The sequence below is a fragment of the Burkholderia sp. S-53 genome (assembly GCF_025560745.1).
In the GTDB taxonomy this organism is placed as follows: domain Bacteria; phylum Pseudomonadota; class Gammaproteobacteria; order Burkholderiales; family Burkholderiaceae; genus Burkholderia; species Burkholderia pyrrocinia.
This window is the reverse complement of sequence record NZ_CP090483.1, coordinates 3,048,797-3,074,932: the sequence shown is the minus strand read 5'-3', so window position 1 is coordinate 3,074,932 and position 26,136 is coordinate 3,048,797. Positions and strand designations below refer to the sequence as shown.

Sequence of the window (26,136 nt, the reverse complement as noted above, 5' to 3'; positions counted from 1 at the left end):
GCCGGTCCTACGGCGTTGGGTGGCCGCGCGACGGCCCCGCACAGAGAGGGGAAAGTTTTGTATAGTGCGCCGGTTGCTGACATCCGGTTCGCTCATGCCTTCTACTTTTTCCCGTTCGTTGTCGCTCGTTGCGCTGGCTGTCGCCCTGATCGTGCCGTACGCGATCACGAATCACACGTATCCGATCCCGACCTTCTATTCCGAGTTTTCCGCGCTGGTGCTGTATCTGCTGGTGGGGCTGTCGGTCGTCCTGCTCGCGCGGACGGGCCGTGCGGCCGAGCCGTTTGCCGCGCCGGCCGCGTTCGTCGTGCCGCTCGGGTTCGCCGTGGTGCTGATCGCGCAGGTTGCGCTGATGCCGCTCAAGGTGCCGTCGATGAACTGGCTGGCGCTCGGCTATCTCGCCGCTGCGCTGGTCGCGATGCAGGCCGGCTACGCGCTCGCGCGCGACGGGTTGGCCGAAACCGTCTCGCAAATGATGGCCGGTGCGCTGCTCGTCGGCGGCGTGTTCGCGGTCGGAACGCAGATCGTGCAGTTGTTCCACCTCGAGTCGGCGGTGTCGCCGTTCGTCGTGATGTACAACGTCGCGGTCGATCGCCGCCCGTACGGCAACATGGCGCAGGCGAACCATCTGGCCAGCTATATCGCGTTCGCGCTCGCGGGCGCGCTGTATCTGGTGCAGACGCGCAGGCTTGCAGTGTGGGCGTGGTTCGTGCTGTCGATCGTGCTGTCGGTCGGTCTCGCGCTGACGGTGTCACGCGGGCCGTGGCTGCAGGTCGCGGTGATGGTCGTCGCGGGCTTCTGGATGGCATGGCTCGAATCGCGCCGCGCGCCGGGCAATGCGCGTGCGTGGCTGATGCCGGTCGTGCTCGCGGTTGCGTTCATCGCGGTGAACGTCGCGGTGCGCTGGGCCAACGTGCACTATCACCTGAATCTCGCGGAGTCGGCGGCTGACCGGATGCGCGACGCGGGGCAGATCGCGCCGCGCCTCGCACTGTGGAAGTACGGGCTCGCGATGTTCCGCGAGCATCCGCTGCTCGGCGTCGGCTGGGGCGAATTCCCGTCGCACCAGTTTGCCCTCGTGCGCACGATGGGGGGCGTCGAGATCGCGAACAACTCGCACGACATCTTCATCGACCTGCTCGCGAAATCCGGTCTCGCCGGCCTTGGCGTGCTCGTCGTCACGCTCGTGACGTGGTTCGTGCGTGCGCTGCGCGCGCCGCAGTCGAGCACGCGCGTGTTCGGCTTCGCGCTGATCGGCATCCTGCTGATGCATGCGCTCGTCGAGTATCCGCAACAGTACATGTTCTTCCTGCTGCCGGCGATGTTCGTGATCGGGCTGCTCGACGTGAAGCCGCTGCGCATCCTGCCGGGCCGCGCGGCATTCGGGCTGTTCGTGGTGCTGTCGTTCGGCGGTGTGCTGGCGGCGGTGCCCGTGCTGCGCGACTACCAGCGCGCGGAAGTGCTGTATTACGGCAACGACCCGGCCGCGCAGTATCGCGACGCGCCGTCGCTGCTGTTCGGTGCGTGGGGCGATTACGGCGCGGCGACGCTGCTGACGATTTCGCCGGACGACCTGCCGGCCAAGCTCGTCGCGCATGAGCGCGCGATCGCGCTGCTGCCCGGCGAGACGGTACTGCGCCGTTATGCGGCGCTGCAGGCGCTGGATGGCCGCGAAGCCGACGCGCTCGATACCGTCGCGCGCCTGCACGTGTTCGCAAAAGAGCTGAAGGACTGGCCGCAACAGCTGGCCTCGTTGTACAAGCTGTGCGACCAGCAGCCGGCGCTGAAGGCGTTCAAGGCGGCCGTCGTCGCGAAGTACGGGGAAGTGCCGGCCGATGCGGCCGACGATTCGGACGACGACGACTCGGATTGAAACGCGCAGCGGCCGCCGGAACGGGGAATTCCGGCGTTTGCCGCGCAGCGATGCGCGACCGGGCCAGCCGTCGCGCAGATCGGCCCGGCGTGAACCGCGTGACTTCGGCCGGGCATCGATTACCTCATGAAATGCGCGGATTCCGGCCCGACGCGCGTCGATTCGCGTCAACCATTGTCAAATCGGCGCCGCTGGCCGGGCGGCGCGTGCACAATGCGCGCAAGCGCTTGCATGCCGGCCCGCGTGGGGCCCGGGGCCGACGCGAACAGTTGCCGCACCCCGGCTCGCCGGGAAGCCCGCCAGGCAGGATCGCGGCCGGGCATCGATCGGCCGTGCGGCCGTAACGGGGCGCCGGTCCGATGGCCGCGGCGCAGTGCGACGCGCGTGATGCGGAGGCGAGGTCTTCCGGTGGGCGGCGCGTTCGTCCAGAACAGTGCTGAAGAACGATATTCGACCATGGCTATTCGCTCGACCTACCTGATCCTGCCCGCCGTCGCGATGCTGTTTTCCGGCTGCGCGATGCTGTCGTCGTCGCAGGAAAGCAAGCTGACCTGCCACATTCCGCGTGCCGTCTATCCGGACACCGCTAAGCCGCTCACGCGTCCGGCGACCGTGCTCGTGCGCGCGCTGATGACGACGTCCGGCGAAGCGCAGAACGTTACCGTGACGACGAGCAGCCGCAATGCGGCCGCCGATCGCGCGGCCGTCGACGCGATGACGCACGCGACCTGCGCGCAGACGGGCGCGACCGCGAATCCGTTCCTGCTGACCCAGCCGTTCGTGTTCGAGCCGCGACGCGGCGAGTGACGCGCGGATGGCGCGCCCTGCGCGCCGCTTTCCGTCCGGTGTTGTCTCTGTCCGGCCGCGCCGTTTCGCGCGGCCGTCGAAAATCGATACGCGCGGTCATCGCGACGCGCGTGCCCGACGTTCAGTGTTGCGGCATCAGGTTCGCGCCGCGGCAGGCCGGCTCGGCCGAATTGCGCAGCCCGAGCATCGTGAATCCGTTGCGCTCCTGGCGAATCAGCGCATAGCGCCGCGCGACGGTTTCCCCGCTCTTGCCCGTCAGATCCAGTTCGACCTGAAAGCGATCCTTGCTGTCCGAACAGCCGCGCACGGGGCCGTACGCAAAGCCGGTATCGGGCGCCTTGCTTTCCGCGTTGAACGCCTGCCGGGCTTTCAGCGCGGCCGCCGCGGCGGCGGGTTCGCTCCATTCGCGCGCAAGCGCATCGTCCACCTTCAGCCATTCGTCGACGAAATCGCGGCCGTTGAGCGCCGCGGGCTGCACGCGTTGCACGGTGTCGCCGTCGACGCGGTAGCGGAAGATGCCCGGCCGAGTCATGACTTCGCTGTCGAGCGAGCCGACCGTCGTGCGCAGTTCGAAGCCGTCCGGGCGCATCTTGAACCGGATCGCGTCGTCGTCGATCACGTAGCCGTGTTCGGTATGGAACAGCGTGCGTTGCGCGGTCGGGCCGTTTGCCGGTGCAAGAACGTCCGCGCCGAACCGGCTCCAGCGCGACGAGCACCATGGCGTGCCGTGCACGACCGCGACCTGGCCGCCGGGCAGCGCCGAGAACCAGAAGCCGCCGCCGTAGGCGCCGCCGATGTCCTTGTAATCGTCGGCCTGCCAGCGCAGCACGCGCCGCCAGCTGCCGTTTTCCCAAGCGTACGCCGTGAGCAGGTTGTCGTCGCCGCACGCGATGTCGAAGCCGGCGCGCACGAAGAGGAGCGGGCCGGACGTGCCGCCGCGTTCGACGTCGACGTCCGGATTGCGGCCGAACGCCGATTCGCCGTTTTTCGGCGCGGCCGATTGGTTCGATTGGCCCGATTGAGCCGGCACGCCGAGCGCGGCCGCGAGCGTGCGTTTCAGTGCAGCCGGTTCGACGTGTTCGTCGCTGCACGCGAGCCGCGCATCGATCGCGCCGACGAGCGCCTGTTTGTATGCGCGAAGCGCGTCGCGCAGCGGCGGCGAGATATCGACGTTGCCGCCACCGTCGCCTTGTGGATTGCGGACCTGCTGGACGCGGTGCTGCGCGTCGATGGCCGCACGCGCGGCGGTGTCGGCGGCGGGGCAGGTGCCGGCGGCCGATGCGATTGCCGGCAGCAGGGAAAGCGCGCACAGCAGCGGCGCGGCGTACTTCAGCGTGTTGTTCTTCATCGATGACTTGTTGTTCTGATTCTCTATCGTTCGAACGGGGAATCGTTACGGCCGACGATTCTCCGTGATCCGCGCGCACGTGCACAGCGGCGGGCGTTTCAACCCGCGACGTCTTCCGCCTTCCAGTCCCCCGACTTGCCGCCACGCTTCTCCCGCACGCTCACGTCGGTGATCACCATCCCGCGATCGACGGCCTTGCACATGTCGTAGACGGTCAGCAGCCCGACCTGCACGGCGGTCAGCGCTTCCATCTCGACGCCGGTTCGGCCGAACGTCTCGACCTGCACGACGCAGTGCACGCCCGGCAGTGCATCGTCGAGTTCGAAGTCGACGGCCACGCGCGTCAGCGCAAGCGGGTGGCACAGCGGAATGAGGTCGGCCGTGCGCTTTGCGCCCTGGATGGCCGCGATGCGCGCGACGCCGAGCACGTCGCCTTTCTTCGCCTTGCCGTCGCGGATCAGCGCGAACGTGGCCGGCAGCATCCGGATCGTGCCGCGCGCGATCGCGATGCGCCGGGTTTCCTGCTTGCCGCCGACATCGACCATGTGCGCGTGGCCGGCGGCATCGAAATGGGTGAGTCCTGACATGTCTTGCTCCGTCTCAACGGGCGCTTATCATAGCAGTGGCGTTCGCGTCGCCGGGGGCGCAGATGGCGCATGCGCGGCACGAGACAGCCGCGGCGCCGCCGGTACAATGACCCGAATATTCAGACCAAACGCCGCGATGCGCGCCCGGCGCGCGGGACGGCGTCGTTTTCATCCTGCCATGCGTGTCAAACAGATGCTTGCCGTGTCGCTGTCGGTCGCGCTCGCGTTGCCGCCGAGCGGCCATGCGCAGAGCGCGTCCGCGCCGCCGCTCGAGCCGGCGGCCGGCGATTCCCCGTCGATTTCCACCGTGCCGTCCGGCATCGCGACCGGCGTGTTCGGTACGTACGGCGGCGCAGAGAGCCGGTTTGCGGACACGGGCGGCGCGTTGGCGCCAGCCGCGAGCCTGCGCGCGCCGTTGCGCGCACTCGAGCTGCCCGACCTCGGCGACGGCTCCGGCGGTTCGCTGACGCCGCGGGCCGAGCGCCGGCTCGGCGAGCGCGTGATGCGCGAAGTGCGGCGCGACCCCGACTATCTCGACGACTGGCTCGTGCGCGACTACCTGAACGCAATGGCGGCGCGCCTCGCGGCCGCGGCGGCCGCACGCTACATCGGCGGCTACATGCCGGACTTCGACCTGTTCCCGGTGCGCGATTCGCAGATCAACGCATTCTCGATGCCGGGCGGTTTCATCGGGATCAACAGCGGGCTCGTCGTGACGACGCAGACGGAATCGGAACTCGCGTCGGTGGTCGGCCACGAGATGGGCCACGTGCTGCAGCGGCACATCGCGCGGATGATCGGCGCGAGCGAGAAGACCGGCTACACGGCGCTCGCGACGATGCTGCTCGGCGTGCTGGCCGGCGTGCTCGCGCGAAGCGGCGACCTCGGCAGCGCGATCGCGGTGGGCGGGCAGGCGTACGCGGTCGACAACCAGTTGCGCTTCTCGCGTTCGGCCGAGCGCGAGGCCGATCGCGTCGGCTTCCAGTTGCTCACCGGCGCGGGCTACGACCCGTACGGGATGCCCGGCTTCTTCGAACGGCTCGACCGCGCGTCGATGGGCGATGCGGGCGTGCCGGCCTATGCGCGCACGCACCCGCTGACCGGCGAGCGGATCGCCGACATGGAGGATCGCGCGCGCCGCGCGCCGTACCGGCAGCCGCGCCAGTCGGCCGAATACGGATTCGTGCGCGCGCGGCTGCGCGTCCTGCAGAACCGTGCGCCCACCGACATTTCAGCCGAGGCGCGCCGGATGCAGCTCGAGATCGACGATCGCACGGCACCGAACGTCGCGGCGAACTGGTACGGCATCGCGCTCGCGAACACGCTGCTCGGCCAGTACGACGCAGCGGACAAGGCGCTCGCATCGGCGCGCGGCGCGTTCGATGCGCGCGAGCGGCGCGACGGCGACCCGGCGACCAGTTCGCCGAGCCTCGACGTGCTGGCCGCCGACATCGCGCGGCGCGCGGGCCGAAACGACGACGCGGTGCGGCTCGCGGCGCTGGCGCAGCGGCGCTGGCCGGCGTCGCACGCGGCGATCGTCGCGCACCTGCAGGCGCTGATCGCCGCGCGCCGCTTCGCCGACGCGCAGGCGCTTGCACGCGCGCAGGCGAAGGCCGATCCCGAGCAGCCGGACTGGTGGGACTACCTTGCAAAGGCGAGCGACGGCAAGGGCGACGTGCTCGCGCGGCGCCGCGCGCTCGCCGAGAAATTCGCGCTCGACGGCGCATGGCCGTCGGCGATCCGCCAGTTGAAGGAAGCGCGCGATGCGAAGGACGTGTCGTTTTACGAGCAGTCGATCATCGGCGCGCGGCTGCTGGAATTCGAGGCACGCTACAAGGAAGAGCGCGAGGACGAGAAGAACGGCCGCGGGTAGCGGCCGGCGCGCAGCGAACGCGGGCGGGGCGGCTGCGGGTCAGTTGCCGCTGTCGGCCGCGTCGCGTGCCTGTCGCGCCGGACTCGCGACGTAGCCGAATCGCGCGGGCACGTCCGCGCACACGATGTGGCCGAGCGGCAGCGCGCGGCCGTCGCGCCAGCGCAGCACGGGCGGCGCGGCGTCGAAGTCCGCGTGATCGGCGAACAGCCCGAGGTCGTGATCGTGCAGCGCCGCGACGCGCGGCGGGGTGCGCGCATCGCGAAACAGCACGCCGCCGCCATCGTCGAGCCAGACTTCGTCCGGTTCGAACGGTGCGCCTGTCTGGTCGGCGAGCGTGAGCTGCCCGTCGCGCTCGGCGAGGCGGACGACCCACGGCGTATAGGCGAGCTCGACGTACACGCGCTGCGGCCCGTTCTGGAAGAACCACTGGCCCTGCGCGTCGCATTCGTAGTTGCGGCCGATGAACGCGTTCAGCGCCGCATGCCGGATCGGCGAGCCGAGCTCGCCGGCCGCCTGCGCTGCGTCGTCGCGCAGCCGCCATTCGCCGCGCCGGTCGAGCAGCAGCCAGCCGGTGCAGTGCGGCACGTTCGGCCATTTGGCGAGCGCCTGCCTGACGATGTCATCCATGGTCGACGAATTTCGAGCAATAGCCGAACACCCGCGCCGACAGCCAGTCGAGGCGGCCGGGGAACGGCCCGGTCATGAATCCCGCGTGCCCGCCGGCCGCGGGCTGGTCGAGCTCGACGGCCGGCGATACGTCGGCCGGGCCCGGTAGCGCCGATTCGGGCAGGAACGGGTCGTTGCGGGCGTTGAGGATCAACGTGGGCACGTCGATCGCGGGCAGCAGCGGCCGCGTCGTCGCCTTCGTCCAGTAGTCGTCGGCGTCCGCGAAACCGTGCAGCGGCGCGGTCACGACCTCGTCGAAGTCGCGCATCGTCACGGCCTCCAGCATCGCGTCGCGGTCGAACAAGCCCGGATACTGGTCGAGCTTCGCGAGCGCCTTGCGCTTGAGCGTCTTCAGGAAGCTGCGCGTATAGATCATCGCGAACCCCTGCGACAGCGCGCGGCCGCCCGCATGCACGTCGATCGGCGTCGAGATCGCGGCGGCGGCCCGCAGGATCGACGTGTCGCTGCGATGCTCGCCGAGCCAGCGCAGCAGCACGTTGCCGCCGAGCGACACGCCGGCCGCGACCAGCGGCCCGCGATGCTGCGCGGCGAGCCGGCGCAGGATCCAGTCGACCTCGGCGCTGTCGGCGAGATGGTAGAAGCGCGGCTGGCGGTTGATCTCGCCGCTGCAGCTGCGAAAGTGCGGCACGACGGCGTGCCAGCCCTTCGCGCGCGCGGCGGCCATCATCGCGAGCGCGTAGTGCGAGCCGGAGCTGCCTTCGAGGCCGTGGAACAGCACGAACAGCGGTGCATCGGGCGGCGGCGCCGCGCTGTCGAGATGCGCGACCCAGTCGAGATCGATGAAGTCGTGATCGGGGGTTTCCCATCGCTCGCGCCGGTATGCGACGGCCGGTCGTCGCGCGAACAGCGCGGGCACGATGGTTTGCGCATGGCTGTTCGGCAGCCAGCGTGGCGCTTGATAGCGCAGTGTGTCGTCGTCTGGGGCCGAGGCCCCGGTCAGCGGCGAGGTGGGCGGAGAAGCCGTACTCATGATCGCCCCGCGTATGCGTTGCTTCGTCTTTTCGTCAGTGCAGCGGGCCCTGCCCATGACGGATCTTCGCGGCGAACTGCCCGGCCGCTTGTTCGGGAATCGGGCTCGCGTGGATGTGCGCGATGCGCCACTCGCCGCGTTCGTGGATCATCACGTACGTCGCGAAAACCATGTCGGGTTCGGCCGTCAGGTCGGCCTGCTGATGCGCTTCGGCGATCGTGTAGACGACCGTGCCGAGGCTGTCGTAGACGCGGATGTCGAGCGGTTCGATCGTCACCGGGCGCGTCGCGAGCCGGTTGGCGAGCCCGCTGCGGATCTGGTCGAGGCCGTGCAGATGCTCGCCGTCCGCCCATACGCAGCTGGCGAAATCCTCGTCGATCCACAACGCCAGCAGCGCGTCGAGATTGGCATCGGCGACGGCCTGGTAGTAGGCGTTCAGCGTATCGGCAGCGGCTTCGAAGAGGCGGGCAAAACGTGGCATCGGGGTTGTCTCTCGCGCGCGTCGCGCGCCGTATTCAGCACGGCGGCCCGGATGGGGCCGCCGCACACCGGTGAATCGGATTGCCCGGCGCGCCGTGCGACGCTGCCGGCCAGGGTCAGCGTTGCCCGACGAGCATGCCGCGCAAATCGCCGAATACCTGCTCGGGACCGAGTTCGCGCAGGCACTTGAGGTGGCCGAGCGGGCACTCGCGTTCGAAGCAGGGACTGCATTCGAGATGCAGCCATTGTACCTTCGCCAGGTCCGACAGCGGAGGGGTGTGGCGCGGATCGGTCGATCCGTACAGCGCGACGAGCGGCCGGCGCAGCGCGGCGGCGACGTGCATCAGCCCCGAATCGTTGGTGACGACCGCGTTCGCGCGCGCGATCAGCGCGCATGCCTCGGACAGCGACGTCTGCCCGCACAGGTTGCGCACGTTCGGCGCGTGGTCGGCGATCGCCTGCGCGGCCGCGGCGTCCTTCTGCGAGCCGAGCGCGACGATCTGCGTGTACGGGAACGACTGGTGCACGATCGTCGCGAGCGTCGCGAAGTGCTCGGGCGGCCAGCGCTTGGCCGGGCCGTATTCGGCGCCAGGGCAGAACACGACGAGCGGCTTGCGCGTATCGAGATTGAAGCGCGCGGACACGCGGGCCGTCTCGTTCAGGTCGGCGTCGAGGCGCGGCGCGGGCAGCGTCTTCATCGATTCGGGCAGCTTCGCGCCCGGCGCGTACGCGAGCGCCGCGTAGTGCGTCGTCATCGGCGGCCGCTCGCCCGACTTGGTCGGATTCGCGTGCCGCACGTTCAGCAGCCCGTAGCGGTGCTCGCCCGTGTAGCCGATCCGCAGCGGGATGTTCGCGAGCCACGGGGTCACCGCGGACTTCAGCGAATTCGGCAGCACGTACGCCGCGTCGTAGCCGACGTCGCGCAGGTCGCTCGCGAGCTGCCAGCGGCGCAGCAACTGCAGCTTGCCATGCGCGAGATCGGTCGCGTAGACATCGTGGATCTCGGGCATCCGCTCGAGCACGGGCGCGACCCACGACGGCGCGACGGCATCGATCGCGATGCGGGGATGGAGCTTCTTCAGCAGCGCAAAAAGCGGCTGCGCCATCAATGCGTCACCGATCCAGTTCGGTGCGATAACCAGCGCTCGACGCATCAGGTGGACTTCCGATGTCGTAATGAAGCACGGCGCGCGGGCGCCGCGTTCGGGTTGCCAGAATGGGGAACGGCGGCGCGCCGGGCATCCGGCGGCGCCGCCTCGCGAGTGGCGGGCCCGCGGGCCCGTCCGCCCGGGCTCAGTGGCCCTTGACGACCTCGCCGTCGCGCAGCTTGTAGCGCGTGCCGCAGTACGGGCAGCGTGCCTCGCCGTGCGAGACGTCGATGAAGACGCGCGGGTGCGCGCTCCAGCGCGCCATGGCCGGGTTCGGGCAGTAGGCGGGAAGATCCTTGGCCGTCAGTTCGACCAGCGGCATTTCCTTGATTTCACTCATGAGACTTTCTCTTATCACTCTTTTGTGGGGCGGTCGGGGCGCGGCGCGCTCAGACCTTCGTCAGCCAGTGCGCGTACTTCGCGTTCTTGCCGGACACGATATCGAAAAACGCCGACTGGAGCTTTTCCGTGACGGGGCCGCGCGCGCCGCTGCCGATCGTGCGGTTGTCGAGCTCGCGGATCGGCGTGACTTCGGCGGCCGTGCCGGTGAAGAACGCTTCGTCGGCCGTGTAGACCTCGTCGCGCGTGATGCGCTTCTCGATCACCTCGATGCCGGCGTCCTTCGCGAGCGTGATGACCGTGTCGCGCGTGATGCCGTCGAGGCACGACGACAGGTCGGGCGTGTACAGCTTGCCGTTGTTCACGAGGAAGAAGTTCTCGCCGGAGCCTTCCGACACGTAGCCGTCGACGTCGAGCAGCAGCGCCTCGTCGTAGCCGTCGGCCGTCGCTTCCTGGTTCGCGAGGATCGAGTTCACGTACCAGCCCGACGCCTTCGCGCGCACCATCGACACGTTCACGTGGTGACGCGTGAACGACGACGTCTTCACGCGGATGCCCTTCGCGAGGCCTTCCTCGCCGAGGTACGCGCCCCAAGGCCATGCGGCGATCGCGACGTGGATCGTGTTGCCCTTCGCCGACACGCCGAGCTTTTCCGAGCCGACCCAGATGATCGGGCGCAGGTAGCACGACTCGAGCTTGTTCTCGCGCACGACGTCGAGTTGCGCGGCTTCGAGCGTTTCCCGGTCGAACGGCACGTCCATCTGGAAGATCTTCGCGGAATTCAGCAGACGTTTCGTGTGCTCGCGCAGGCGGAAGATCGCGGTGCTGCCGTCGGCCGTCTGGTACGCGCGCACGCCCTCGAAGACGCCCATGCCGTAGTGCAGCGTATGGGTCAGGACGTGGATCTTGGCGTCGCGCCAGTCGATCAGCTTGCCGTCCATCCAGATCTTGCCGTCGCGGTCGGCCATTGACATAGGATTCTCCTGGGATGCGGTTGTGTGCAGCGTTGAGCCGGAAAGACGCTTATTTTAGCGTCATTTGGCGACGATCCGGTCGGCCGGCACAGGGGCGGCGCTATAATCGCCCGGTACCGATTCCAATAACGATGGGGCGTACCGGCAGGAGGCGCCGGCGTCCCGACGAACCGCCCGCTGCGGCCCGCTTTCCCATGCTCGCTCGATTGTCCGCCACCGACCGCTTCGCGCTGATCCAGGGCGCGCGCGACTATTCCCCGACGCTGATGGCGATCCTGTCCTGGGGGCTCGTCACCGGCATCGCGATGAGCAAGTCGGTCATGACGCTCGGGCAGGCGAGCGCGATGTCGCTGCTCGTCTACGCGGGCTCGTCGCAGCTCGCGGTGCTGCCGCTCCTCGCCGCGAAGCTGCCGATCTGGACCGTGCTGCTCACGGCCGCGATGGTCAACACGCGTTTCGTGATCTTCAGCGCCGGGCTTGCTCCCCATTTTTCCTACCTGCCGCTGTGGCGGCGCCTCGCGATCGGCTATTTCAACGGCGACGTGATCTACCTGCTGTTCCAGAAACAGGGCTTCGCCAACGGCCACGTGCCGGGCAAGGAGGCGTATTTCTGGGGGATGGCGCTCGCGAGCTGGGTGTCGTGGCAGGTGTCGTCGCTCGCCGGCATTCTGCTCGCGAGCTTCTTTCCCGCGAGCTGGGGGCTGGAACTGGCCGGCACGCTCGCGCTGATCCCGATCATGGTGTCGGCGGTCGCGAACCGCTCGACGCTCGCGGCCGTCGCGGTCGCGGGCATCGTGTCGCTCGTCGCGTTCGACCTGCCGTACCGTCTTGCGTTGCCGCTCGCGGTGCTCGCCGCGCTCGCGGCCGGCAGCATGGCCGATTTCTTCGTCGAACGGGCCGACTGGCGACGCATCCGCACCGAAACCGTGCACGAAAAGGAAATCGAATGAGTGCGACCGAGATCTGGATCGTCATCGTCGGGATGACGATCGTCACGGCCGTCACGCGCGCGCTGTTCCTGATCGGCGGCGAGCGCACCGTGCTGCCCGAACGCGTGCAGCGCGCGCTGCGCTATGCGCCGGCGGCCGCGCTCGTCGCCGTCGTGCTGCCCGACGTGCTCGAAACGCCGGCCGGGCTGTCGTTCGCGCTGTCCAACCATCCGTTCTACGCGGCGCTCGCCGGCCTCGGCTGGTTCTTGTGGCGGCGCAGCATGCTCGGCACGATCGTCGTCGGGATGCTCGTGTTCACCGCGCTGCGCCTGATCTTCTGATGGGCCGCCGTTCCGGCCCGCCGGGCGCCGGCCGCGTGCGAGCGGGTATTGCTGCGCCGCAGCAATGAGTCCGTTCCCGCTCGCGATCCCAAATAGGCGGAATTCGCCGCCGCACGGGTCAGTCTGCCGGGTGGATCGGCTAGAATGCCCGTTCGAGATTTTTTACCCGTGCGCGTCATGCGAACCGCCAGCCACGGCCGCATCCGGCGCCCTTTCGCGGCAGCCCGCGCACGTCCAGCGTGAACCCCCTTTCCCCATCCACTACTTCAATCTGTTCAACATGAGCCAAGTCAAGCGTCTTACCGACCTGATCGCCGCCGGCCAGCTCGCCGGCAAGCGGGTGTTCATCCGCGCCGACCTGAACGTCCCGCAGGACGACCAGGGCAACATCACCGAGGACACGCGCGTGCGCGCGTCCGTGCCGGCCATCCAGGCCGCGCTCGACGCAGGCGCGGCCGTGATGGTCACGTCGCACCTCGGCCGTCCGACCGAAGGCGAATTCAAGCCGGAAGACTCGCTCGCGCCGGTCGCGAAGCGCCTCGCCGAACTGCTTGGCCGCGACGTGCCGCTCGTGTCGAACTGGGTCGAGAACGGCGTGAACGTCGCGCCGGGGCAGGTCGTGCTGCTCGAGAACTGCCGCGTGAACAAGGGCGAGAAGAAGAATTCGGACGAGCTCGCGCAAAAGATGGCGAAGCTCTGCGACGTGTACGTGAACGACGCGTTCGGCACCGCGCACCGCGCGGAAGCGACCACGCACGGGATCGCGAAGTACGCGCCGGTCGCGTGCGCGGGCCCGCTGCTGGCCGCCGAACTCGACGCGCTCGGCAAGGCGCTCGGCAACCCGGCGCGTCCGCTGGTGGCGATCGTCGCCGGCTCGAAGGTGTCGACCAAGCTGACGATCCTGAAGTCGCTGGCCGAGAAGGTCGACCAGCTGATCGTCGGCGGCGGCATCGCGAACACGTTCATGCTCGCGGCCGGTCTGCCGATCGGCAAGTCGCTCGCGGAAACCGACCTCGTCGGCGACGCGAAGGCGATCATCGACGAAGCGCGCAAGCGCGGCGCGTCGGTGCCGATCCCGACCGACGTCGTAACGGCCAAGGAATTCTCGCCGACGGCTGCGGCCACGGTGAAGCAGGTCGCCGACATCGAAGCGGACGACATGATCCTCGACATCGGCCCGGATACCGCCAAGGCGCTCGCGAGCCAGCTCGAGAAGGCCGGCACGATCGTGTGGAACGGCCCGGTCGGCGTGTTCGAGTTCGACCAGTTCGGCAACGGCACCAAGACGCTCGCCGAAGCGATCGCCAAATCGTCCGCGTTCTCGATCGCGGGCGGCGGCGACACGCTCGCGGCCATCGCGAAGTACGGCATCCACGACCAGGTCAGCTACATCTCGACGGGCGGCGGCGCCTTCCTCGAGTTCCTCGAGGGGAAGAAGCTGCCGGCGGTGGAAGTGCTCGAAACGCGGGCGGCCTGAGCGTGGCGGCGCGCGCAGGGGTGACGAAGGCCGCGCGCTCCGCGAAAGCGGAGCAGCCGGCCGGCGCGGGCAAGCGCAAACGCGCGCCCGCGCGGGCGAACTCCGCCCCGCGCGCACCGGCGGCCGCCGGCGACGCGGCCGTGCAGCACCACGAGATTCAGAACAAAGCGATGCCGGGCGCAAGCACCGGCACGCCCCCCGGAACGGCCGCCGCTGGGCCCGCCGTTTCCGGCTCTCGCAGCGTTTCACCCAGCGCATCCACCTTGATCCAGATGAGGAGTTTCATGCAGCGCGCCACCAAGATAGTCGCCACGATCGGCCCGGCTTCCAGTTCGCCGGAGATTCTGCTGCAGATGATGCAGGCGGGCCTCGACGTCGTGCGGCTCAATTTTTCGCACGGCACGGCCGACGATCACCGCCAGCGCGCCGAGATGGTGCGCGAGGCCGCCCGCAAGGTTGGCCGCGAGATCGCGATCATGGCCGACCTCCAGGGCCCGAAGATCCGCGTCGGCAAGTTCGAGAACGGCAAGACGACGCTCGTGCCGGGTCAGCCGTTCATCCTCGACGCGGCTTGCGAGCTCGGCAACGACGAGCGGGTCGGCCTCGACTACAAGGAACTGCCGCGTGACCTGAAGCCGGGCGACCTGCTGCTGCTGAACGACGGCCTGATCGTGCTGACCGTCGAGCGCGTGCTCGGCGACGAGATCCACACGATCGTCAAGGTGGGCGGCGAGCTGTCGAACAACAAGGGGATCAACCGCCAGGGCGGCGGCCTGTCGGCGCCCGCGCTGACCGCGAAGGACATGGAAGACATCCGCACCGCGATGTCGCTCGGCGCGGACCTGGTGGCGGTGTCGTTCCCGAAGAACGCGACCGACATGGAAATGGCGCGCCAGCTCGCGAACATCGCGGGCGCGCCGTACGGCATCAAGCCGAAGATGATCGCGAAGATCGAGCGCGCGGAAGCGATTCCGGCGCTGCAGAGCATTCTCGACGCGTCCGACGGCATCATGGTCGCGCGCGGCGACCTCGCGGTGGAAGTGGGCAACGCGGCCGTGCCGGCGCTGCAGAAGCGGATGATCCGGATGGCGCGCGAGTCGAACAAGCTCGTGATCACCGCGACGCAGATGATGGAATCGATGATCCATGCGCCGGTGCCGACCCGCGCGGAAGTGTCGGACGTCGCGAACGCGGTGCTCGACGGCACCGACGCGGTGATGCTGTCGGCCGAGACGGCCGCCGGCAAGTACCCGGTCGTCACGATCGAGACGATGGCGGCCGTGTGCGTCGAGGCGGAAAAGTCGGAACACGTCGAGCTGGACAAGGATTTCCTCGACCGCACGTTCACGCGGATCGACCAGTCGATCGCGATGGGCGCGCTGTTCACCGCGTATCACCTGGGCGCGAAGGCGATCATCGCGCTGACCGAATCGGGCGCGACCGCGCTGTGGATGTCGCGTCACTACACGCACGTGCCGATCTTCGCGCTGACGCCGCGCGTCGGCAGCGAGCGCACGATGGCGCTGTACCGCAACGTGACGCCGCTGCACGTCGAATTCAACAGCGACCGCGACTCGGCGCTGCAGGCGGCGCTGGAGATCGTCGTCAAGCAGGGCTACGTACAGCATGGCGACATGGTCGTGCTGACCGTCGGCGAACCGATGGGGCAGGCGGGCGGCACCAACACGCTGAAGATCGTGCGGGTCGGCGAGCACTATTGAGTCGAGCGTTCGCCGGGCACCTGGCCCGCCTGCGGGCCGGCGGCCCGGATCGATCGAATTTGATCCGTCACCGTTTTTCACGCGAAAGCCGCGCGGGGTCCGAAGCCCCGCGCGGCTTTTTTTCTCTTTTTTGCCCGCATTGTGCCGTGCGAACGTAACAAATTGCGAGTGGGCGCCACCGGGCGGTCGGAATCGGAGGCGCTTCGCGATAAAATGCCGCTATTCGACGCTCAGCCGCGCCGCGCCACCCCGGTTCGACCGGGGGCGGGTGCCGCGCCGGCGTCAGGGCGCACCGGTTTTCATTCCAAGGAGTTCCACAATGCCTCTCGTATCAATGCGTCAATTGCTGGACCACGCGGCAGAGCACGGTTACGGCCTGCCGGCCTTCAACGTGAACAACCTGGAGCAGGTCCAGGCGATCATGGCGGCAGCGGACCAGGTCGGCGCGCCCGTGATCATGCAGGCATCGGCCGGCGCGCGTAAGTACGCGGGCGAGCCGTTCCTGCGTCACCTGATCGAAGCGGCAGTCGAGTCCTACCCGCACATCCCGGTCGTGATGCACCAGGATCACGGCCAGTCGCCGGCGGTCTGCATGGGCGCGATCCGCAGCGGCTTCACGAGCGTGATGATGGACGGTTCGCTCGAAGCCGACGGCAAGACGGTCGCGTCGTACGAGTACAACGTCGACGTGTCGCGCAAGGTCGTCGAGATGGCGCACTCGATCGGCGTGACGGTCGAAGCCGAACTCGGCGTGCTCGGCTCGCTCGAGACGATGAAGGGCGACAAGGAAGACGGCCACGGCGCGGAAGGCACGATGACCCGCGAGCAGCTGCTGACCGATCCGGAGCAGGCGGCCGACTTCGTGAAGCTCACGCAGTGCGATGCGCTCGCGATCGCGATCGGCACGTCGCACGGCGCGTACAAGTTCTCGAAGAAGCCGACGGGCGACATCCTGTCGATCCAGCGCATCAAGGAAATCCACGCGCGCATTCCGAACACGCACCTCGTGATGCACGGTTCGTCGTCGGTGCCGCAGGAACTGCTGGCCGAGATCCGCGAATTCGGCGGCGACATGAAGGAAACCTACGGCGTGCCGGTCGAGGAAATCCAGGAAGGCATCAAGCACGGCGTGCGCAAGATCAACATCGACACCGACCTGCGTCTCGCGATCACCGGCGCGATCCGTCGTTACCTGTTCGAGAACCCGGGCAAGTTCGATCCGCGCGACTACCTGAAGCCCGCGCGCGAAGCGGCGAAGCAGGTCTGCGTCGACCGCTACCTCGCGTTCGGCTGCGAAGGCCAGGCCGGCAAGATCAAGCCGGTGTCGCTCGACAAGATCGCCGAGCAGTACAAGTCCGGCGCGCTCGCGCAGGTCGTGCGCTGAGACTGTAGTACGATTGCCCCGCCCGATTCTGTCGCTTGGCAGGGGCAGGCTGCCCGGCCGGACCTGATCCGGCCCCAGGCAGCCGTTCCGTCCGGCCGAACGAGGGCCGGCCGGCAACCGTCCGGGCCCGTGCGCCCGGCCGGTTCGCCGACGTATTGCAAGACCGCCGTTCCCGCCTGCCGCGGGGAACGGCGTTTCCCTTTTTGTTTGGCTCCTTATCTGCGAAAAGACGATGTCTACCCTTTACGAATCCACGCTCCGCTCGCTGCCGCTCCTCGGTCGCGGCAAGGTCCGCGATAACTACGCGGTCGGCAACGACAAGCTCCTGATCGTCACGACCGACCGCCTGTCGGCATTCGACGTGGTGATGGGCGAGCCGATTCCGAACAAGGGCCGCGTGCTGAACCAGATGGCGAACTTCTGGTTCGACAAGCTCGCGCACATCGTGCCGAACCACCTGACGGGCGACGCGCCGGAAGCGGTCGTCGCGGCGGATGAAGTCGAGCAGGTGCAGGGCCGCGGCGTGGTCGTCAAGCGCCTCGAGCCGATCATGATCGAAGCGGTCGTGCGCGGCTACCTGGCCGGCAGCGGCTGGAAGGAGTACCAGGCATCGGGCGCCGTGTGCGGCGTGCAGCTGCCGGAAGGCCTGCAGAACGCGCAGAAGCTGCCCGAGCCGATCTTCACGCCGGCCGCGAAGGCCGAGATGGGCGAGCACGACGAGAACATCACGTTCGAGGAAACCGAGCGCCGCATCGGCACCGAGCTGGCCGCGACGATCCGCGACATCTCGATCCGCCTGTACAAGGAAGCGGCCGACTACGCGGCGACGCGCGGCATCATCATCGCCGATACGAAGTTCGAATTCGGCCTCGACAACCACGGCAAGCTGTACCTGATGGACGAAGTGCTGACGGCCGATTCGTCGCGCTTCTGGCCGGCCGACCAGTACGAAGTCGGCACGAACCCGCCGTCGTTCGACAAACAGTTCGTGCGCGACTGGCTCGAGGCGCAGCCGTGGGGCAAGACGGCGCCGGCGCCGGCGCTGCCGGCCGACGTCGTCGAGAAGACGGCCGCGAAGTACCAGGAAGCGCTCGAGCGCATCACGGGCCAGTCGCTCGCCTGAGCGAGCTTTGCATGGGACCGGAGTAAGCGCTGAAGCGCCAACTCCGGTCGACCGCTTTGCATGGGACCGGAGTAAGTGCTGAAGCACTAACTCCGGTCGACAGGAAATCCACGAAATGAGTGAAATCCAGACCGCCCACACGCACAGCGCGCCGCTCATCGGCGTGCTGATGGGTTCGAGTTCCGACTGGGACGTGATGAAGCACGCAGTAGCGATCCTGCAGGAATTCGGCGTGCCGTACGAAGCGAAGGTCGTGTCCGCGCACCGGATGCCCGACGAGATGTTCGACTATGCGGAGAAGGCGCGCGAGCGCGGGCTGCGCGCGATCATCGCGGGCGCCGGCGGCGCCGCGCACCTGCCCGGCATGCTGGCCGCGAAAACCACGGTGCCGGTGCTCGGCGTGCCGGTCGCGAGCAAGTATCTGAAGGGTGTCGATTCGCTGCACTCGATCGTGCAGATGCCGAAGGGCGTGCCCGTCGCGACGTTCGCGATCGGCGAGGCCGGTGCCGCGAATGCCGCGCTGTTCGCGGTGTCGATCCTGTCCGGCACGTCGGTCGACTACGCGAACCGGCTCGCCGCGTTCCGCGTGCGCCAGAACGAAGCCGCGCACGCAATGGTGCTGCCGCCGCTGGAATGACGGCGCACCGGCGGCCGCGCGTCGCGGCTGCCTGACCTCCCCACTGCGGCGGGCAGCGCCCGCCGCGACCGACCACTGACATGACCGCAACTCCTGATTCCGTTTCCCCGATCCTGCCCGGCGCGTGGCTGGGCATGGTCGGCGGTGGCCAGCTCGGCCGCATGTTCTGCTTTGCCGCCCAGGCGATGGGCTATCGCGTCGCCGTGCTCGATCCCGATCCGACGAGCCCCGCCGGCGCGGTCGCCGACCGCCACCTGCGCGCGGCCTACGACGACGAAGCCGCGCTCGCCGAGCTGGCCGATCTGTGCGACGCGGTGTCGACGGAGTTCGAGAACGTGCCGGCCGCGAGCCTCGATTTTCTCGCGCGCACGACGTTCGTCGCACCGGCCGGCCGCTGCGTCGCGGTCGCGCAGGACCGGATCGCGGAGAAGCGCTTCATCGAGGCGTCGGGCGTACCGGTCGCGCCGCACGTCGTGATCGAATCGTCGGCGGCGCTCGCCGCGCTCGACGATGCCGCGCTCGACGCGGTGCTGCCGGGCATCCTGAAGACGGCGCGCCTCGGCTACGATGGCAAGGGCCAGGTGCGCGTGGGCACCGCGCAGGAAGCGCGCGACGCGCATGCGGCGCTCGGCGGCGTGCCGTGCGTGCTCGAGAAGCGCCTGCCGCTGAAATACGAAGTGTCGGCGCTGATCGCGCGCGGCGCGGACGGCCGCTCGGCCGCGTTCCCGCTCGCGCAGAACGCGCACCACAACGGCATCCTCGCGCTGACGGTGGTGCCCGCGCCGGCCGCCGATGCCGCGCGCGTCGCAGAGGCGCAGCAGGCGGCGGTACGGATCGCCGATACGCTCGGCTACGTCGGCGTGCTGTGCGTCGAGTTCTTCGTGCTGGAAGACGGCTCGTTCGTCGCGAACGAGATGGCGCCGCGCCCGCACAACTCCGGCCACTACACGGTCGATGCGTGCGTAACGAGCCAGTTCGAGCAGCAGGTGCGCGCGATGACGCGCATGCCGCTCGGCAACCCGCGCCAGCATTCGCCGGCCGCGATGCTGAACATCCTCGGCGACGTGTGGTTCCCGAACGGCGCGGCGGCCGATGCCGTCACGCCGCCGTGGGACACGGTCGCGGCGATGCCGACTGCGCACCTGCACCTGTACGGCAAGGAAGACGCGCGTGTCGGCCGCAAGATGGGCCACGTGAACTTCACGGCCCAGACGCGCGACGAAGCCGTCGCCGCGGCCACCGCGTGCGCGCAGTTGCTGCGCGTGCCGCTCGACTGAGGCACCAGCCGATGTCGATCGATCTTCCGAACTCGGTGACGCCCGCGCAGATCGACGCGGCCGCCGCGCTGCTCGACGCGGGGCAACTCGTCGCGTTCCCGACCGAAACCGTCTACGGGCTCGGCGGCGACGCGGCGAATCCCGAGGCCGTCGCGCGCATCTACGCGGCGAAGGGGCGGCCCGCGAACCATCCGGTGATCGTGCACCTGCCGCCCGGCGGCGATCCCGGCTACTGGGCCGACGCACTGCCGGCCGATGCGCAGGCGCTGATCGATGCGTTCTGGCCGGGCCCGCTGACGCTGATCCTGAAGCGCCATGCGCGCATTCCGGACGCCGTGAGCGGCGGGCAGGATTCGGTCGGGCTGCGCTGCCCGTCGCATCCGGTCGCGCAGGCGCTGCTGGCCGCGTTCAGCACGCGGCGCGGCGGGCACGGCGGCGTTGCCGCGCCGTCCGCGAACCGGTTCGGCCATGTGAGCCCGACGACCGCACAGCACGTGCGCGACGAATTCGGCGACACCGTGCACGTGCTCGACGGCGGCGCATCCGAAGTCGGCATCGAATCGACGATTCTCGACCTGTCGCGCGGTTTCCCGGCGCTGCTGCGCCCGGGCCACGTGACGCCGCAGCAGATCGCCGACGTGCTTGGCCGCGCGCCGCGGCTGCCGGACGGCAGCGACGCGACCGCGCCGCGCGCGTCGGGCACGCTGAAGGCGCATTACGCGCCGCGTACGCCGCTCGCGCTGCTGCCGTTCGATGCACTCGAGCTGCTGCTCGCGGCCGCGCAAACCGACGGCGAGCGCGTCGCGCTCGTCGCACGCGCGTCGCGCGCGGGACGCTGGGCGCAGGCCGACGGCGTTCATTTCATCGCGGCGCCGGAAGATCCGCAGGCCTACGCACGCGACCTGTACGGGATGCTGCGTGCGCTCGACCGCGCGCAGGTCGCGCGCATTCTCGTCGAGAAGCTGCCCGAGACCGTCGAATGGATCGCAGTCAACGACCGGCTCGGCCGCGCCGCGGCCGCGTTCGAAGCGCAGGGGTGAGCGCGGCAGTGACGCACGTGTCGACGCCGTAGGTCGCTCGCCGACGAGCATGCATGGTGCGACGCGTCGGGATCGGAAAAACAAACGCCCGACCGGTGAACCCGGTCGGGCGTTTTCGCTTGTGTTCGCGTTCGCAGGCGCGAAGCATCCGCCGTCCGGTCCGCGGCAGCTGCGCGGACCGGACGCGGTGCTTACTTGCCGACGCCGGTCGCCGCGATCTGCTTCTCGACGAACTGCGCGATCAGCTGACCCATGTGCGTCGACGGGTGGACCGTGTCGGCGAACATGTAGGTCTGGTCCGCGTTCGCGGTCGTGTAGGTCTGCGGCGAGCAGAACAGCGACGAGCCGAATGCGGTCGGCATCGGCGCGCCGAACGCCTTCGCCGCGTTGATCATCGCCTGCAGGTTGCACGCGGTGCCGGTGTTCGACACCGTGAAGCCGTTCGCCTGGAAATTGGCCGTGATGCCATCCTGCCACGTGAAAATGTCGAGCAGCGCGTACTTGGTCGTGTCGACCTTGAGCGCCTGCAGCGTCCCGACGAGTGTCTGATTGAACAGCCCCGACAGCTGCGTGAACACCGCCTGCGTGCCGCCTGCCACTGCCAGCGGCGTGCCGCCGATGTCCGGCATGTTCGACACGAACACGTGCGTGCCGCCTGCCGCGACGATCTGCTGGACGATGCCTGCGTACTGCTGCGCGGCGAGCCCGATCGCCTGGGCCGCCGCGAGCTGCGCGGCCGGCGTGTTGCCTTGCGCCTGCGCGACCGCCGCCTGATAGAAGATGTCGTTCGCGCCGCCGTTGAGCAGCACGATCTGGCCCGCGTTGAAGCTGCCGTGCTGCGTCAGGTACTGCTTGACCTGGTCGGCGATCGGCATCGTCGTCGCCTGCGCGTAGTCGGAATTCGGCACGCTCGCGTCCGCGTGGCCGATGCCCGGCTGCAGCGTCACGCGCGAGCCGCCCTGCGCGTAGCCGAGGCCGCCGGTGGCCTGCAGCGGAATGCCGAAGCCACCCTGGTTCGCGGGCTGCAGCGTGTCGCCGTAGTAGGTCGCGACGAGCTGCGTCCACACCTGCCCCGGGTTGGTCGTGAAGCGGCCGCCGCCGAAGCCGAGCTTGATCTGCGAATAGGTGCCTGCGTCGGACAGGCTGTCGCCGAACGACACGATCTGCATCTTCACGCCCGACGGCGGCGGGTTCGACGCGCTGCTGTTGTTGTCGTCGCCGCCGCCGCACGCGGCGAGCAGCGCGAGCGCGGCGCCCGCGATCGCGACCTGCGCGGTGCGCAGCAGGCGTTGCCGGGTCTGCGACGGGAATTGTTGTTGTGACTGCATCGTTCGATCTCCTCGTAGATATGGCCTGATGTGTTTCTCATCTGCCGCGTGCCTGCTCGGAACCGGGCTGCGCGGCGGCCGTTGGCTGAAACGGTTATTGGTCTCGCGCAGTCGCAAGCGGCACGGTGCGCGGATCCTGGTTGGCGGCCTCGGCGATCTGCGCATGATAAGCGCTCGCCCACTCGGGCGGGCCGAAAATCGCGCGCAGCTTGTTGCGCCATCCGTCGACGCGCAACGCGTCGGCCGCCATCGACACCCACTCGTGGAACGTCGCGACGAGCGGGTTGTTCGAGCCGAGGCTCTCGACGATCCCGTACTGCGGCGGGTCGTCCGGCGTTTCCTCGACATAGCTGCCGAACAGGCGATCCCAGATCACCAGGACACCTGCGTAATTGCGGTCGATGTAGCGCGGGTTGCGCGCATGGTGCGCACGGTGGATCGACGGCGTGTTGAGCACGTACTCGAGCCAGCCGAGCTTGCCGATCGCCTGCGTGTGCACGAAGAACTGGAACGCGAGGTTGATCAGCACGATGCCGACGACCTGTTGCGGCGGGAAGCCGGCGACCGCGAGCGGCAGCCAGAACACCCACATGCCCGCGACCGGGTACATCAGGCTCTGGCGGAACGCGGTCGAGAAATTCATCCGCTCGGACGAGTGGTGCACGACGTGCGCGGCCCACAGCCAGCGCACGCGATGGCTCGCGCGATGGAACACGTAGTAGAGGAAGTCCTGCGCGACGAACAGCACCGCGAACGACAGCCAGCCGTCGTGCCACGTGAACAGGCGATAGTGTTGGTAGCAGTAAGCGTAGACGGGGATCACGAAGAGCCACGCGATCTTGTCCGCGCCCTGGTGCATCAGCGCGAGCGCCGCATTGCACAGCGTGTCGCGCCACGCATAGACGTGGTCCTGCGCACGTGTGCGGGCGAGGTGCCAGGCCTCCCACGCGATGCAGAGCAGGAAGACGGGCGCCAGCGCGAGCAGAAGCAATTCGACGTCGAATCGCATGGGCGTGTCTCCTCCTTTCCCCTGCAGGCCGTGAGGCCGGGCGTGCAGCCCGTTGTAGATATCGGTCAGGCCAACAGCCTACGCAATCGCCACGCGCTAGGCGAGGGGGCAGCGTAGAGGGTTCCCTCTGAGGACAGGGTTTCTACGGAAACCGTGCGGCGCGGGGCCGGGCGGTGCGGCCCCGTTTTACGTGCATGGCTGGCGTGCGGCGCATCGCGCGCCGGTGACGGCGGCCGTTTCAAATCGCGAAGGGCGGGATTCCGTGTGCGGGGCGGCGGCAGGTCGCGCGGGCCGCCCGCCGGGGGCCGCGGGATGCGCGATGCCGTCCCGTGGCCGGCGCACGCCGACCGACGGGCGGGGATGCGCCGCGGCGCGGCGCGCGAGGCGTCAGTGCGCGCCCGCGTAGATCCATTCGAGCAGCGAGTCGTGCGCGGCGCGCGCGCCTTCCGCGTGATCGTTGTTGATGAAGCTGACGACGATGTAGCTCTGGCCGTCGGCGCCGGCGACGTAGCCGGCGATCGCGCGCACGTCGCGCAGCGTGCCGGTCTTGATGTGCGCGTTGCCGAGCACGCCGGCGTTGGTGAGGCGGTTCTTCATCGTGCCGTCGATGCCGGCGATCGGCAGCGAATCGACGAACGCCTGTGCGACGGGGCTCGCGTTCGCGGCCTGCAGCAGCGCGGCGAGCGACAGCGCGCTCACGTGTTCTTCGCGCGACAGCCCCGAGCCGTTTTCGAGCACGAGGTCCGGCATCGCGATGCCGTTCTTCTGCAGGAACGCCTGGATCGCGCGGCTCGACTGCTCGGGCGTCGCGGGCGGCTTGCCGCTGACCGCGCCGATCGTCAGGAACAGGTTGCGCGCCATCACGTTGTTGCTGAACTTGTTGATGTCGTAGACGATGCTGCCGAGCACCGGGCTGTGATGCACGGCGACGGGCCGCGCGGTGGTCGGCACCTTGCCTTCGGTCACGGGCCCCGCGATCGTGCCGCCGTCCTGCTGCCACAGCGCCAGGAAGCCGCGCGCGAAGAACGTCGTGTGATCGAGGATCGCGAGGTTGGTGGTGTGCGCGCCGCAGCGCAGCGGATAGTCGCCGGCGAACGATGCGGTCATCATTCCGGCGCCGGCCGTCAGCGTCGGGCGCGCGGCCGCGGCGGCGGCGCTGCACGAGCCCGTGCCTTCGACCAGCTGGTTGTCGATCGACAGGTCCGCGAGCGGCGGCAGCACGTCGACGGCCACCTTGCCGTCGTCGCCCGGCGTGACCGTGAACGACACGGCCTTGAACGCGTACAGCAGCGGATCGGGGCCGACGTTGTACGGCGCGCTGACGTCGTCGTCGAACGACGGCAGGTCGCGCGTCGATGCCGCGAAATAGCTCTTGTCGAGCACGAGGCCGCCGGCCACGCGCTTGATGCCGGCCTTGCGGATCTTGTCGACGAGGTCGATCAGCTCTTCCGGCACGAGCTTCGGATCGCCGGTGCCCTTGATGTACAGGTTGCCCTGCAGCGTGCCGTCGGGGTCGACCGTGCCGTCCGTGTAGGCGGTCGTGCGCCAGCGGAAGTCGGGGCCGAGGATCGACAGGCCCGAGAAGGTCGTGACGAGCTTCATCGTCGACGCCGGCATCATCGGCCGGCTCGCATTCCACGCGATCAGCGGTTCCGGGTCGCCGACGCGCTCGACGACGACGCTCATCGCCGACGCCGGCACCTTCGCGCGCTGCAGCGAGACGAGCACGGATGCCGGCAGGCCGGCCGCACGCGCGGCGGGCGACACGACGGCGGTCTTGCGCGCTTCCTTGTGGGATTTCTTGCGGGCTTGCGCGGGCGGCGCGAAGGCCAGGGCCGTGCAGGTGGCGATGACGGCGGCTGCGCGCAGGCAGGCACGGGTGCGGGGGGCGAACCGGGCGGAAAGGGTGGAAATCGGCATGAACGAATACGGGTAAGCAGGGGCTCGGGCGGCGCGTGCGTCGCGCGCAAGCGCACATTGTAGAGACAAGTGGGCAAATGCCCGCTGAAATCGCGCGTCGTGCCGCATGGCGGCATCACTTTGCCGCGGGCATGCCGCGCATGCGATTCGCGGCGCTACAATGGTCGGCGTGTTTCACCCGACCCATGGATGCCTGTCCCGATGCGGATTCTGCTTGTCGAAGACGACCGAATGATTGCCGAGGGCGTGCGCAAGGCGCTGCGCTCGGACGGCTTTGCGGTCGACTGGGTGCAGGACGGCGACGCGGCGCTCACGGCGCTCGGCGGCGAGACGTACGACCTGCTGCTGCTCGACCTCGGCCTGCCGAAGCGCGACGGCATCGACGTGCTGCGCACACTGCGCGCGCGCGGGCTGGCGCTGCCGGTGCTGATCGTCACCGCGCGTGATGCCATCGCCGATCGCGTGAAGGGCCTCGACGCGGGCGCCGACGACTACCTCGTCAAGCCGTTCGACCTCGACGAGCTGGGCGCACGGATGCGCGCGCTGATCCGCCGCCAGGCCGGGCGCAGCGAATCGCTGATCCGTCATGGCGCGCTGACGCTCGATCCCGCTTCGCACCAGGTGACGCTCGACGGCGCGCCCGTCGCGCTGTCCGCGCGCGAGTTCGCGCTGCTCGAGGCGCTGCTCGCGCGGCCCGGCGCGGTGCTGTCGAAGAGCCAGCTCGAGGAAAAGATGTACGGCTGGGGCGAGGAGATCGGCAGCAATACGGTCGAGGTCTACATCCACGCGCTGCGCAAGAAGCTCGGCTCGGACCTGATCCGCAACGTGCGCGGGCTCGGCTACATGGTCGTCAAGGAAAGCTGA

General features: G+C 68.9%; 25 protein-coding genes. 13 read left to right on the top strand and 12 right to left on the bottom strand.

Annotated features, from left to right (window positions below; genetic code table 11):
* Positions 1-94 precede the first annotated feature (94 nt).
* Positions 95-1,873 (top strand): PglL family O-oligosaccharyltransferase, encoded by a 1,779-nt coding sequence (locus LXM88_RS19295; RefSeq protein WP_262536248.1) that lies wholly within the window; start codon positions 95-97, stop codon positions 1,871-1,873.
* Positions 1,874-2,329: 456 nt separating this feature from the next.
* Positions 2,330-2,680: a TonB family protein gene (locus tag LXM88_RS19290; protein ID WP_034178929.1), complete on the top strand. Its 351-nt coding sequence runs from the start codon at positions 2,330-2,332 to the stop codon at positions 2,678-2,680.
* Positions 2,681-2,801: 121 nt separating this feature from the next.
* On the opposite strand, the gene LXM88_RS19285 is transcribed toward LXM88_RS19290, so the two are convergent.
* Together LXM88_RS19285 and moaC are read right to left on the bottom strand one after the other, a co-directional pair.
* Entirely contained in the window at positions 2,802-4,028 is a 1,227-nt protein-coding gene (locus LXM88_RS19285) for a hypothetical protein (protein WP_262536246.1), read from the bottom strand.
* A 98-nt stretch (positions 4,029-4,126) separates the two neighbouring features.
* Positions 4,127-4,615 carry a cyclic pyranopterin monophosphate synthase MoaC gene (gene moaC / locus LXM88_RS19280; RefSeq protein ID WP_174419830.1) on the bottom strand — a complete coding sequence of 163 codons (489 nt, stop codon included), beginning with the start codon at positions 4,613-4,615 and terminating at the stop codon, positions 4,127-4,129.
* A gap of 178 nt (positions 4,616-4,793) precedes the next feature.
* Between moaC and LXM88_RS19275 the strand changes: the two genes are divergently transcribed.
* On the top strand, positions 4,794-6,488 hold the full coding sequence (locus tag LXM88_RS19275) for a M48 family metalloprotease (RefSeq protein WP_262536243.1): 1,695 nt from the start codon (positions 4,794-4,796) through the stop codon (positions 6,486-6,488).
* A gap of 39 nt (positions 6,489-6,527) precedes the next feature.
* Here the strand turns inward: LXM88_RS19275 and LXM88_RS19270 are convergent, their stop codons facing one another.
* The 6 genes from LXM88_RS19270 to LXM88_RS19245 all read right to left on the bottom strand — a co-directional run bounded on the left by LXM88_RS19270 (position 6,528) and on the right by LXM88_RS19245 (position 11,086).
* Positions 6,528-7,115 carry a DUF2946 family protein gene (locus LXM88_RS19270; protein ID WP_262536241.1) on the bottom strand — a complete coding sequence of 196 codons (588 nt, stop codon included), beginning with the start codon at positions 7,113-7,115 and terminating at the stop codon, positions 6,528-6,530.
* Positions 7,108-8,145 (bottom strand): hydrolase, encoded by a 1,038-nt coding sequence (locus LXM88_RS19265; protein WP_262536240.1) that lies wholly within the window; start codon positions 8,143-8,145, stop codon positions 7,108-7,110. Before LXM88_RS19265 ends, LXM88_RS19270 begins: the two co-directional genes overlap by 8 nt.
* A gap of 34 nt (positions 8,146-8,179) precedes the next feature.
* The gene (locus tag LXM88_RS19260) at positions 8,180-8,626 is read right to left on the bottom strand and encodes a nuclear transport factor 2 family protein (RefSeq protein WP_034178922.1); all 447 of its coding nucleotides are present in this window, start codon (positions 8,624-8,626) and stop codon (positions 8,180-8,182) included.
* A gap of 115 nt (positions 8,627-8,741) precedes the next feature.
* Complete coding sequence (gene waaF / locus LXM88_RS19255) at positions 8,742-9,779, bottom strand: lipopolysaccharide heptosyltransferase II (RefSeq protein ID WP_262536239.1); 1,038 nt, start codon at positions 9,777-9,779, stop codon at positions 8,742-8,744.
* A gap of 139 nt (positions 9,780-9,918) precedes the next feature.
* Positions 9,919-10,113: a zinc-finger domain-containing protein gene (locus tag LXM88_RS19250; RefSeq protein WP_006749970.1), complete on the bottom strand. Its 195-nt coding sequence runs from the start codon at positions 10,111-10,113 to the stop codon at positions 9,919-9,921.
* 49 nt (positions 10,114-10,162) lie between these two features.
* Positions 10,163-11,086: a branched-chain amino acid transaminase gene (locus LXM88_RS19245; protein ID WP_262536172.1), complete on the bottom strand. Its 924-nt coding sequence runs from the start codon at positions 11,084-11,086 to the stop codon at positions 10,163-10,165.
* Between the two features lie 194 nt (positions 11,087-11,280).
* On the opposite strand from LXM88_RS19245, the gene LXM88_RS19240 reads away from it, so the two are divergent.
* From LXM88_RS19240 to LXM88_RS19230, 3 genes are all read left to right on the top strand, one after another.
* Positions 11,281-12,036, top strand: a complete 756-nt coding sequence (locus LXM88_RS19240; protein ID WP_258281138.1) for an AzlC family ABC transporter permease — start codon at positions 11,281-11,283, stop codon at positions 12,034-12,036.
* A complete protein-coding gene (locus LXM88_RS19235) occupies positions 12,033-12,356 on the top strand; it encodes an AzlD domain-containing protein (RefSeq protein WP_262536170.1) in 324 nt (107 codons plus the stop codon). The genes LXM88_RS19240 and LXM88_RS19235 overlap by 4 nt, the downstream gene beginning before the upstream one ends.
* 280 nt (positions 12,357-12,636) lie before the next feature.
* Complete coding sequence (locus LXM88_RS19230) at positions 12,637-13,833, top strand: phosphoglycerate kinase (protein ID WP_262536168.1); 1,197 nt, start codon at positions 12,637-12,639, stop codon at positions 13,831-13,833.
* Between the two features lie 157 nt (positions 13,834-13,990).
* On the opposite strand, the gene LXM88_RS19225 is transcribed toward LXM88_RS19230, so the two are convergent.
* Complete coding sequence (locus LXM88_RS19225) at positions 13,991-14,119, bottom strand: hypothetical protein (protein ID WP_260865387.1); 129 nt, start codon at positions 14,117-14,119, stop codon at positions 13,991-13,993.
* On the opposite strand from LXM88_RS19225, the gene pyk reads away from it, so the two are divergent.
* The 6 genes from pyk to LXM88_RS19195 all read left to right on the top strand — a co-directional run bounded on the left by pyk (position 14,118) and on the right by LXM88_RS19195 (position 21,015).
* Complete coding sequence (pyk, locus tag LXM88_RS19220) at positions 14,118-15,554, top strand: pyruvate kinase (protein WP_262536164.1); 1,437 nt, start codon at positions 14,118-14,120, stop codon at positions 15,552-15,554. The two genes, LXM88_RS19225 and pyk, sit on opposite strands and share 2 nt — an antisense overlap.
* A 319-nt stretch (positions 15,555-15,873) precedes the next feature.
* Positions 15,874-16,938 (top strand): class II fructose-bisphosphate aldolase, encoded by a 1,065-nt coding sequence (gene fba, locus LXM88_RS19215; RefSeq protein WP_047898922.1) that lies wholly within the window; start codon positions 15,874-15,876, stop codon positions 16,936-16,938.
* 232 nt (positions 16,939-17,170) lie between these two features.
* Positions 17,171-18,061, top strand: a complete 891-nt coding sequence (locus LXM88_RS19210; protein WP_258281140.1) for a phosphoribosylaminoimidazolesuccinocarboxamide synthase — start codon at positions 17,171-17,173, stop codon at positions 18,059-18,061.
* Positions 18,062-18,176: 115 nt separating this feature from the next.
* Complete coding sequence (gene purE, locus LXM88_RS19205) at positions 18,177-18,698, top strand: 5-(carboxyamino)imidazole ribonucleotide mutase (protein ID WP_152863131.1); 522 nt, start codon at positions 18,177-18,179, stop codon at positions 18,696-18,698.
* A gap of 80 nt (positions 18,699-18,778) precedes the next feature.
* Positions 18,779-19,975: a 5-(carboxyamino)imidazole ribonucleotide synthase gene (locus LXM88_RS19200; RefSeq protein WP_262536158.1), complete on the top strand. Its 1,197-nt coding sequence runs from the start codon at positions 18,779-18,781 to the stop codon at positions 19,973-19,975.
* An 11-nt stretch (positions 19,976-19,986) separates the two neighbouring features.
* Positions 19,987-21,015, top strand: a complete 1,029-nt coding sequence (locus tag LXM88_RS19195) for an L-threonylcarbamoyladenylate synthase (protein WP_262536156.1) — start codon at positions 19,987-19,989, stop codon at positions 21,013-21,015.
* Positions 21,016-21,206: 191 nt separating this feature from the next.
* On the opposite strand, the gene LXM88_RS19190 is transcribed toward LXM88_RS19195, so the two are convergent.
* From LXM88_RS19190 to dacB, 3 genes are all read right to left on the bottom strand, one after another.
* The gene (locus LXM88_RS19190) at positions 21,207-22,343 is read right to left on the bottom strand and encodes an SGNH/GDSL hydrolase family protein (RefSeq protein WP_262536154.1); all 1,137 of its coding nucleotides are present in this window, start codon (positions 22,341-22,343) and stop codon (positions 21,207-21,209) included.
* 94 nt (positions 22,344-22,437) lie between these two features.
* Positions 22,438-23,352, bottom strand: coding sequence for a sterol desaturase family protein (locus tag LXM88_RS19185; protein ID WP_262536152.1), 915 nt, complete (start codon positions 23,350-23,352; stop codon positions 22,438-22,440).
* Positions 23,353-23,739: 387 nt separating this feature from the next.
* On the bottom strand, positions 23,740-25,272 hold the full coding sequence (gene dacB, locus LXM88_RS19180; RefSeq protein ID WP_262536150.1) for a D-alanyl-D-alanine carboxypeptidase/D-alanyl-D-alanine endopeptidase: 1,533 nt from the start codon (positions 25,270-25,272) through the stop codon (positions 23,740-23,742).
* A 201-nt stretch (positions 25,273-25,473) separates the two neighbouring features.
* On the opposite strand from dacB, the gene LXM88_RS19175 reads away from it, so the two are divergent.
* Positions 25,474-26,136, top strand: coding sequence for a response regulator (locus LXM88_RS19175; RefSeq protein WP_047898916.1), 663 nt, complete (start codon positions 25,474-25,476; stop codon positions 26,134-26,136).

Coding starts and splice junctions, on each gene's coding strand:
- LXM88_RS19295 (WP_262536248.1), top strand. CDS start 95: ATGCCTTCTACTTTTTCCCGTTCGTTGTCGCTCGTTGCGCTGGCTGTC.
- LXM88_RS19290 (WP_034178929.1), top strand. CDS start 2,330: ATGGCTATTCGCTCGACCTACCTGATCCTGCCCGCCGTCGCGATGCTG.
- LXM88_RS19285 (WP_262536246.1), bottom strand. CDS start 4,028: ATGAAGAACAACACGCTGAAGTACGCCGCGCCGCTGCTGTGCGCGCTT.
- moaC (WP_174419830.1), bottom strand. CDS start 4,615: ATGTCAGGACTCACCCATTTCGATGCCGCCGGCCACGCGCACATGGTC.
- LXM88_RS19275 (WP_262536243.1), top strand. CDS start 4,794: ATGCGTGTCAAACAGATGCTTGCCGTGTCGCTGTCGGTCGCGCTCGCG.
- LXM88_RS19270 (WP_262536241.1), bottom strand. CDS start 7,115: ATGGATGACATCGTCAGGCAGGCGCTCGCCAAATGGCCGAACGTGCCG.
- LXM88_RS19265 (WP_262536240.1), bottom strand. CDS start 8,145: ATGAGTACGGCTTCTCCGCCCACCTCGCCGCTGACCGGGGCCTCGGCC.
- LXM88_RS19260 (WP_034178922.1), bottom strand. CDS start 8,626: ATGCCACGTTTTGCCCGCCTCTTCGAAGCCGCTGCCGATACGCTGAAC.
- waaF (WP_262536239.1), bottom strand. CDS start 9,779: ATGCGTCGAGCGCTGGTTATCGCACCGAACTGGATCGGTGACGCATTG.
- LXM88_RS19250 (WP_006749970.1), bottom strand. CDS start 10,113: ATGAGTGAAATCAAGGAAATGCCGCTGGTCGAACTGACGGCCAAGGAT.
- LXM88_RS19245 (WP_262536172.1), bottom strand. CDS start 11,086: ATGTCAATGGCCGACCGCGACGGCAAGATCTGGATGGACGGCAAGCTG.
- LXM88_RS19240 (WP_258281138.1), top strand. CDS start 11,281: ATGCTCGCTCGATTGTCCGCCACCGACCGCTTCGCGCTGATCCAGGGC.
- LXM88_RS19235 (WP_262536170.1), top strand. CDS start 12,033: ATGAGTGCGACCGAGATCTGGATCGTCATCGTCGGGATGACGATCGTC.
- LXM88_RS19230 (WP_262536168.1), top strand. CDS start 12,637: ATGAGCCAAGTCAAGCGTCTTACCGACCTGATCGCCGCCGGCCAGCTC.
- pyk (WP_262536164.1), top strand. CDS start 14,118: ATGCAGCGCGCCACCAAGATAGTCGCCACGATCGGCCCGGCTTCCAGT.
- LXM88_RS19225 (WP_260865387.1), bottom strand. CDS start 14,119: ATGAAACTCCTCATCTGGATCAAGGTGGATGCGCTGGGTGAAACGCTG.
- fba (WP_047898922.1), top strand. CDS start 15,874: ATGCCTCTCGTATCAATGCGTCAATTGCTGGACCACGCGGCAGAGCAC.
- LXM88_RS19210 (WP_258281140.1), top strand. CDS start 17,171: ATGTCTACCCTTTACGAATCCACGCTCCGCTCGCTGCCGCTCCTCGGT.
- purE (WP_152863131.1), top strand. CDS start 18,177: ATGAGTGAAATCCAGACCGCCCACACGCACAGCGCGCCGCTCATCGGC.
- LXM88_RS19200 (WP_262536158.1), top strand. CDS start 18,779: ATGACCGCAACTCCTGATTCCGTTTCCCCGATCCTGCCCGGCGCGTGG.
- LXM88_RS19195 (WP_262536156.1), top strand. CDS start 19,987: ATGTCGATCGATCTTCCGAACTCGGTGACGCCCGCGCAGATCGACGCG.
- LXM88_RS19190 (WP_262536154.1), bottom strand. CDS start 22,343: ATGCAGTCACAACAACAATTCCCGTCGCAGACCCGGCAACGCCTGCTG.
- LXM88_RS19185 (WP_262536152.1), bottom strand. CDS start 23,352: ATGCGATTCGACGTCGAATTGCTTCTGCTCGCGCTGGCGCCCGTCTTC.
- dacB (WP_262536150.1), bottom strand. CDS start 25,272: ATGCCGATTTCCACCCTTTCCGCCCGGTTCGCCCCCCGCACCCGTGCC.
- LXM88_RS19175 (WP_047898916.1), top strand. CDS start 25,474: ATGCGGATTCTGCTTGTCGAAGACGACCGAATGATTGCCGAGGGCGTG.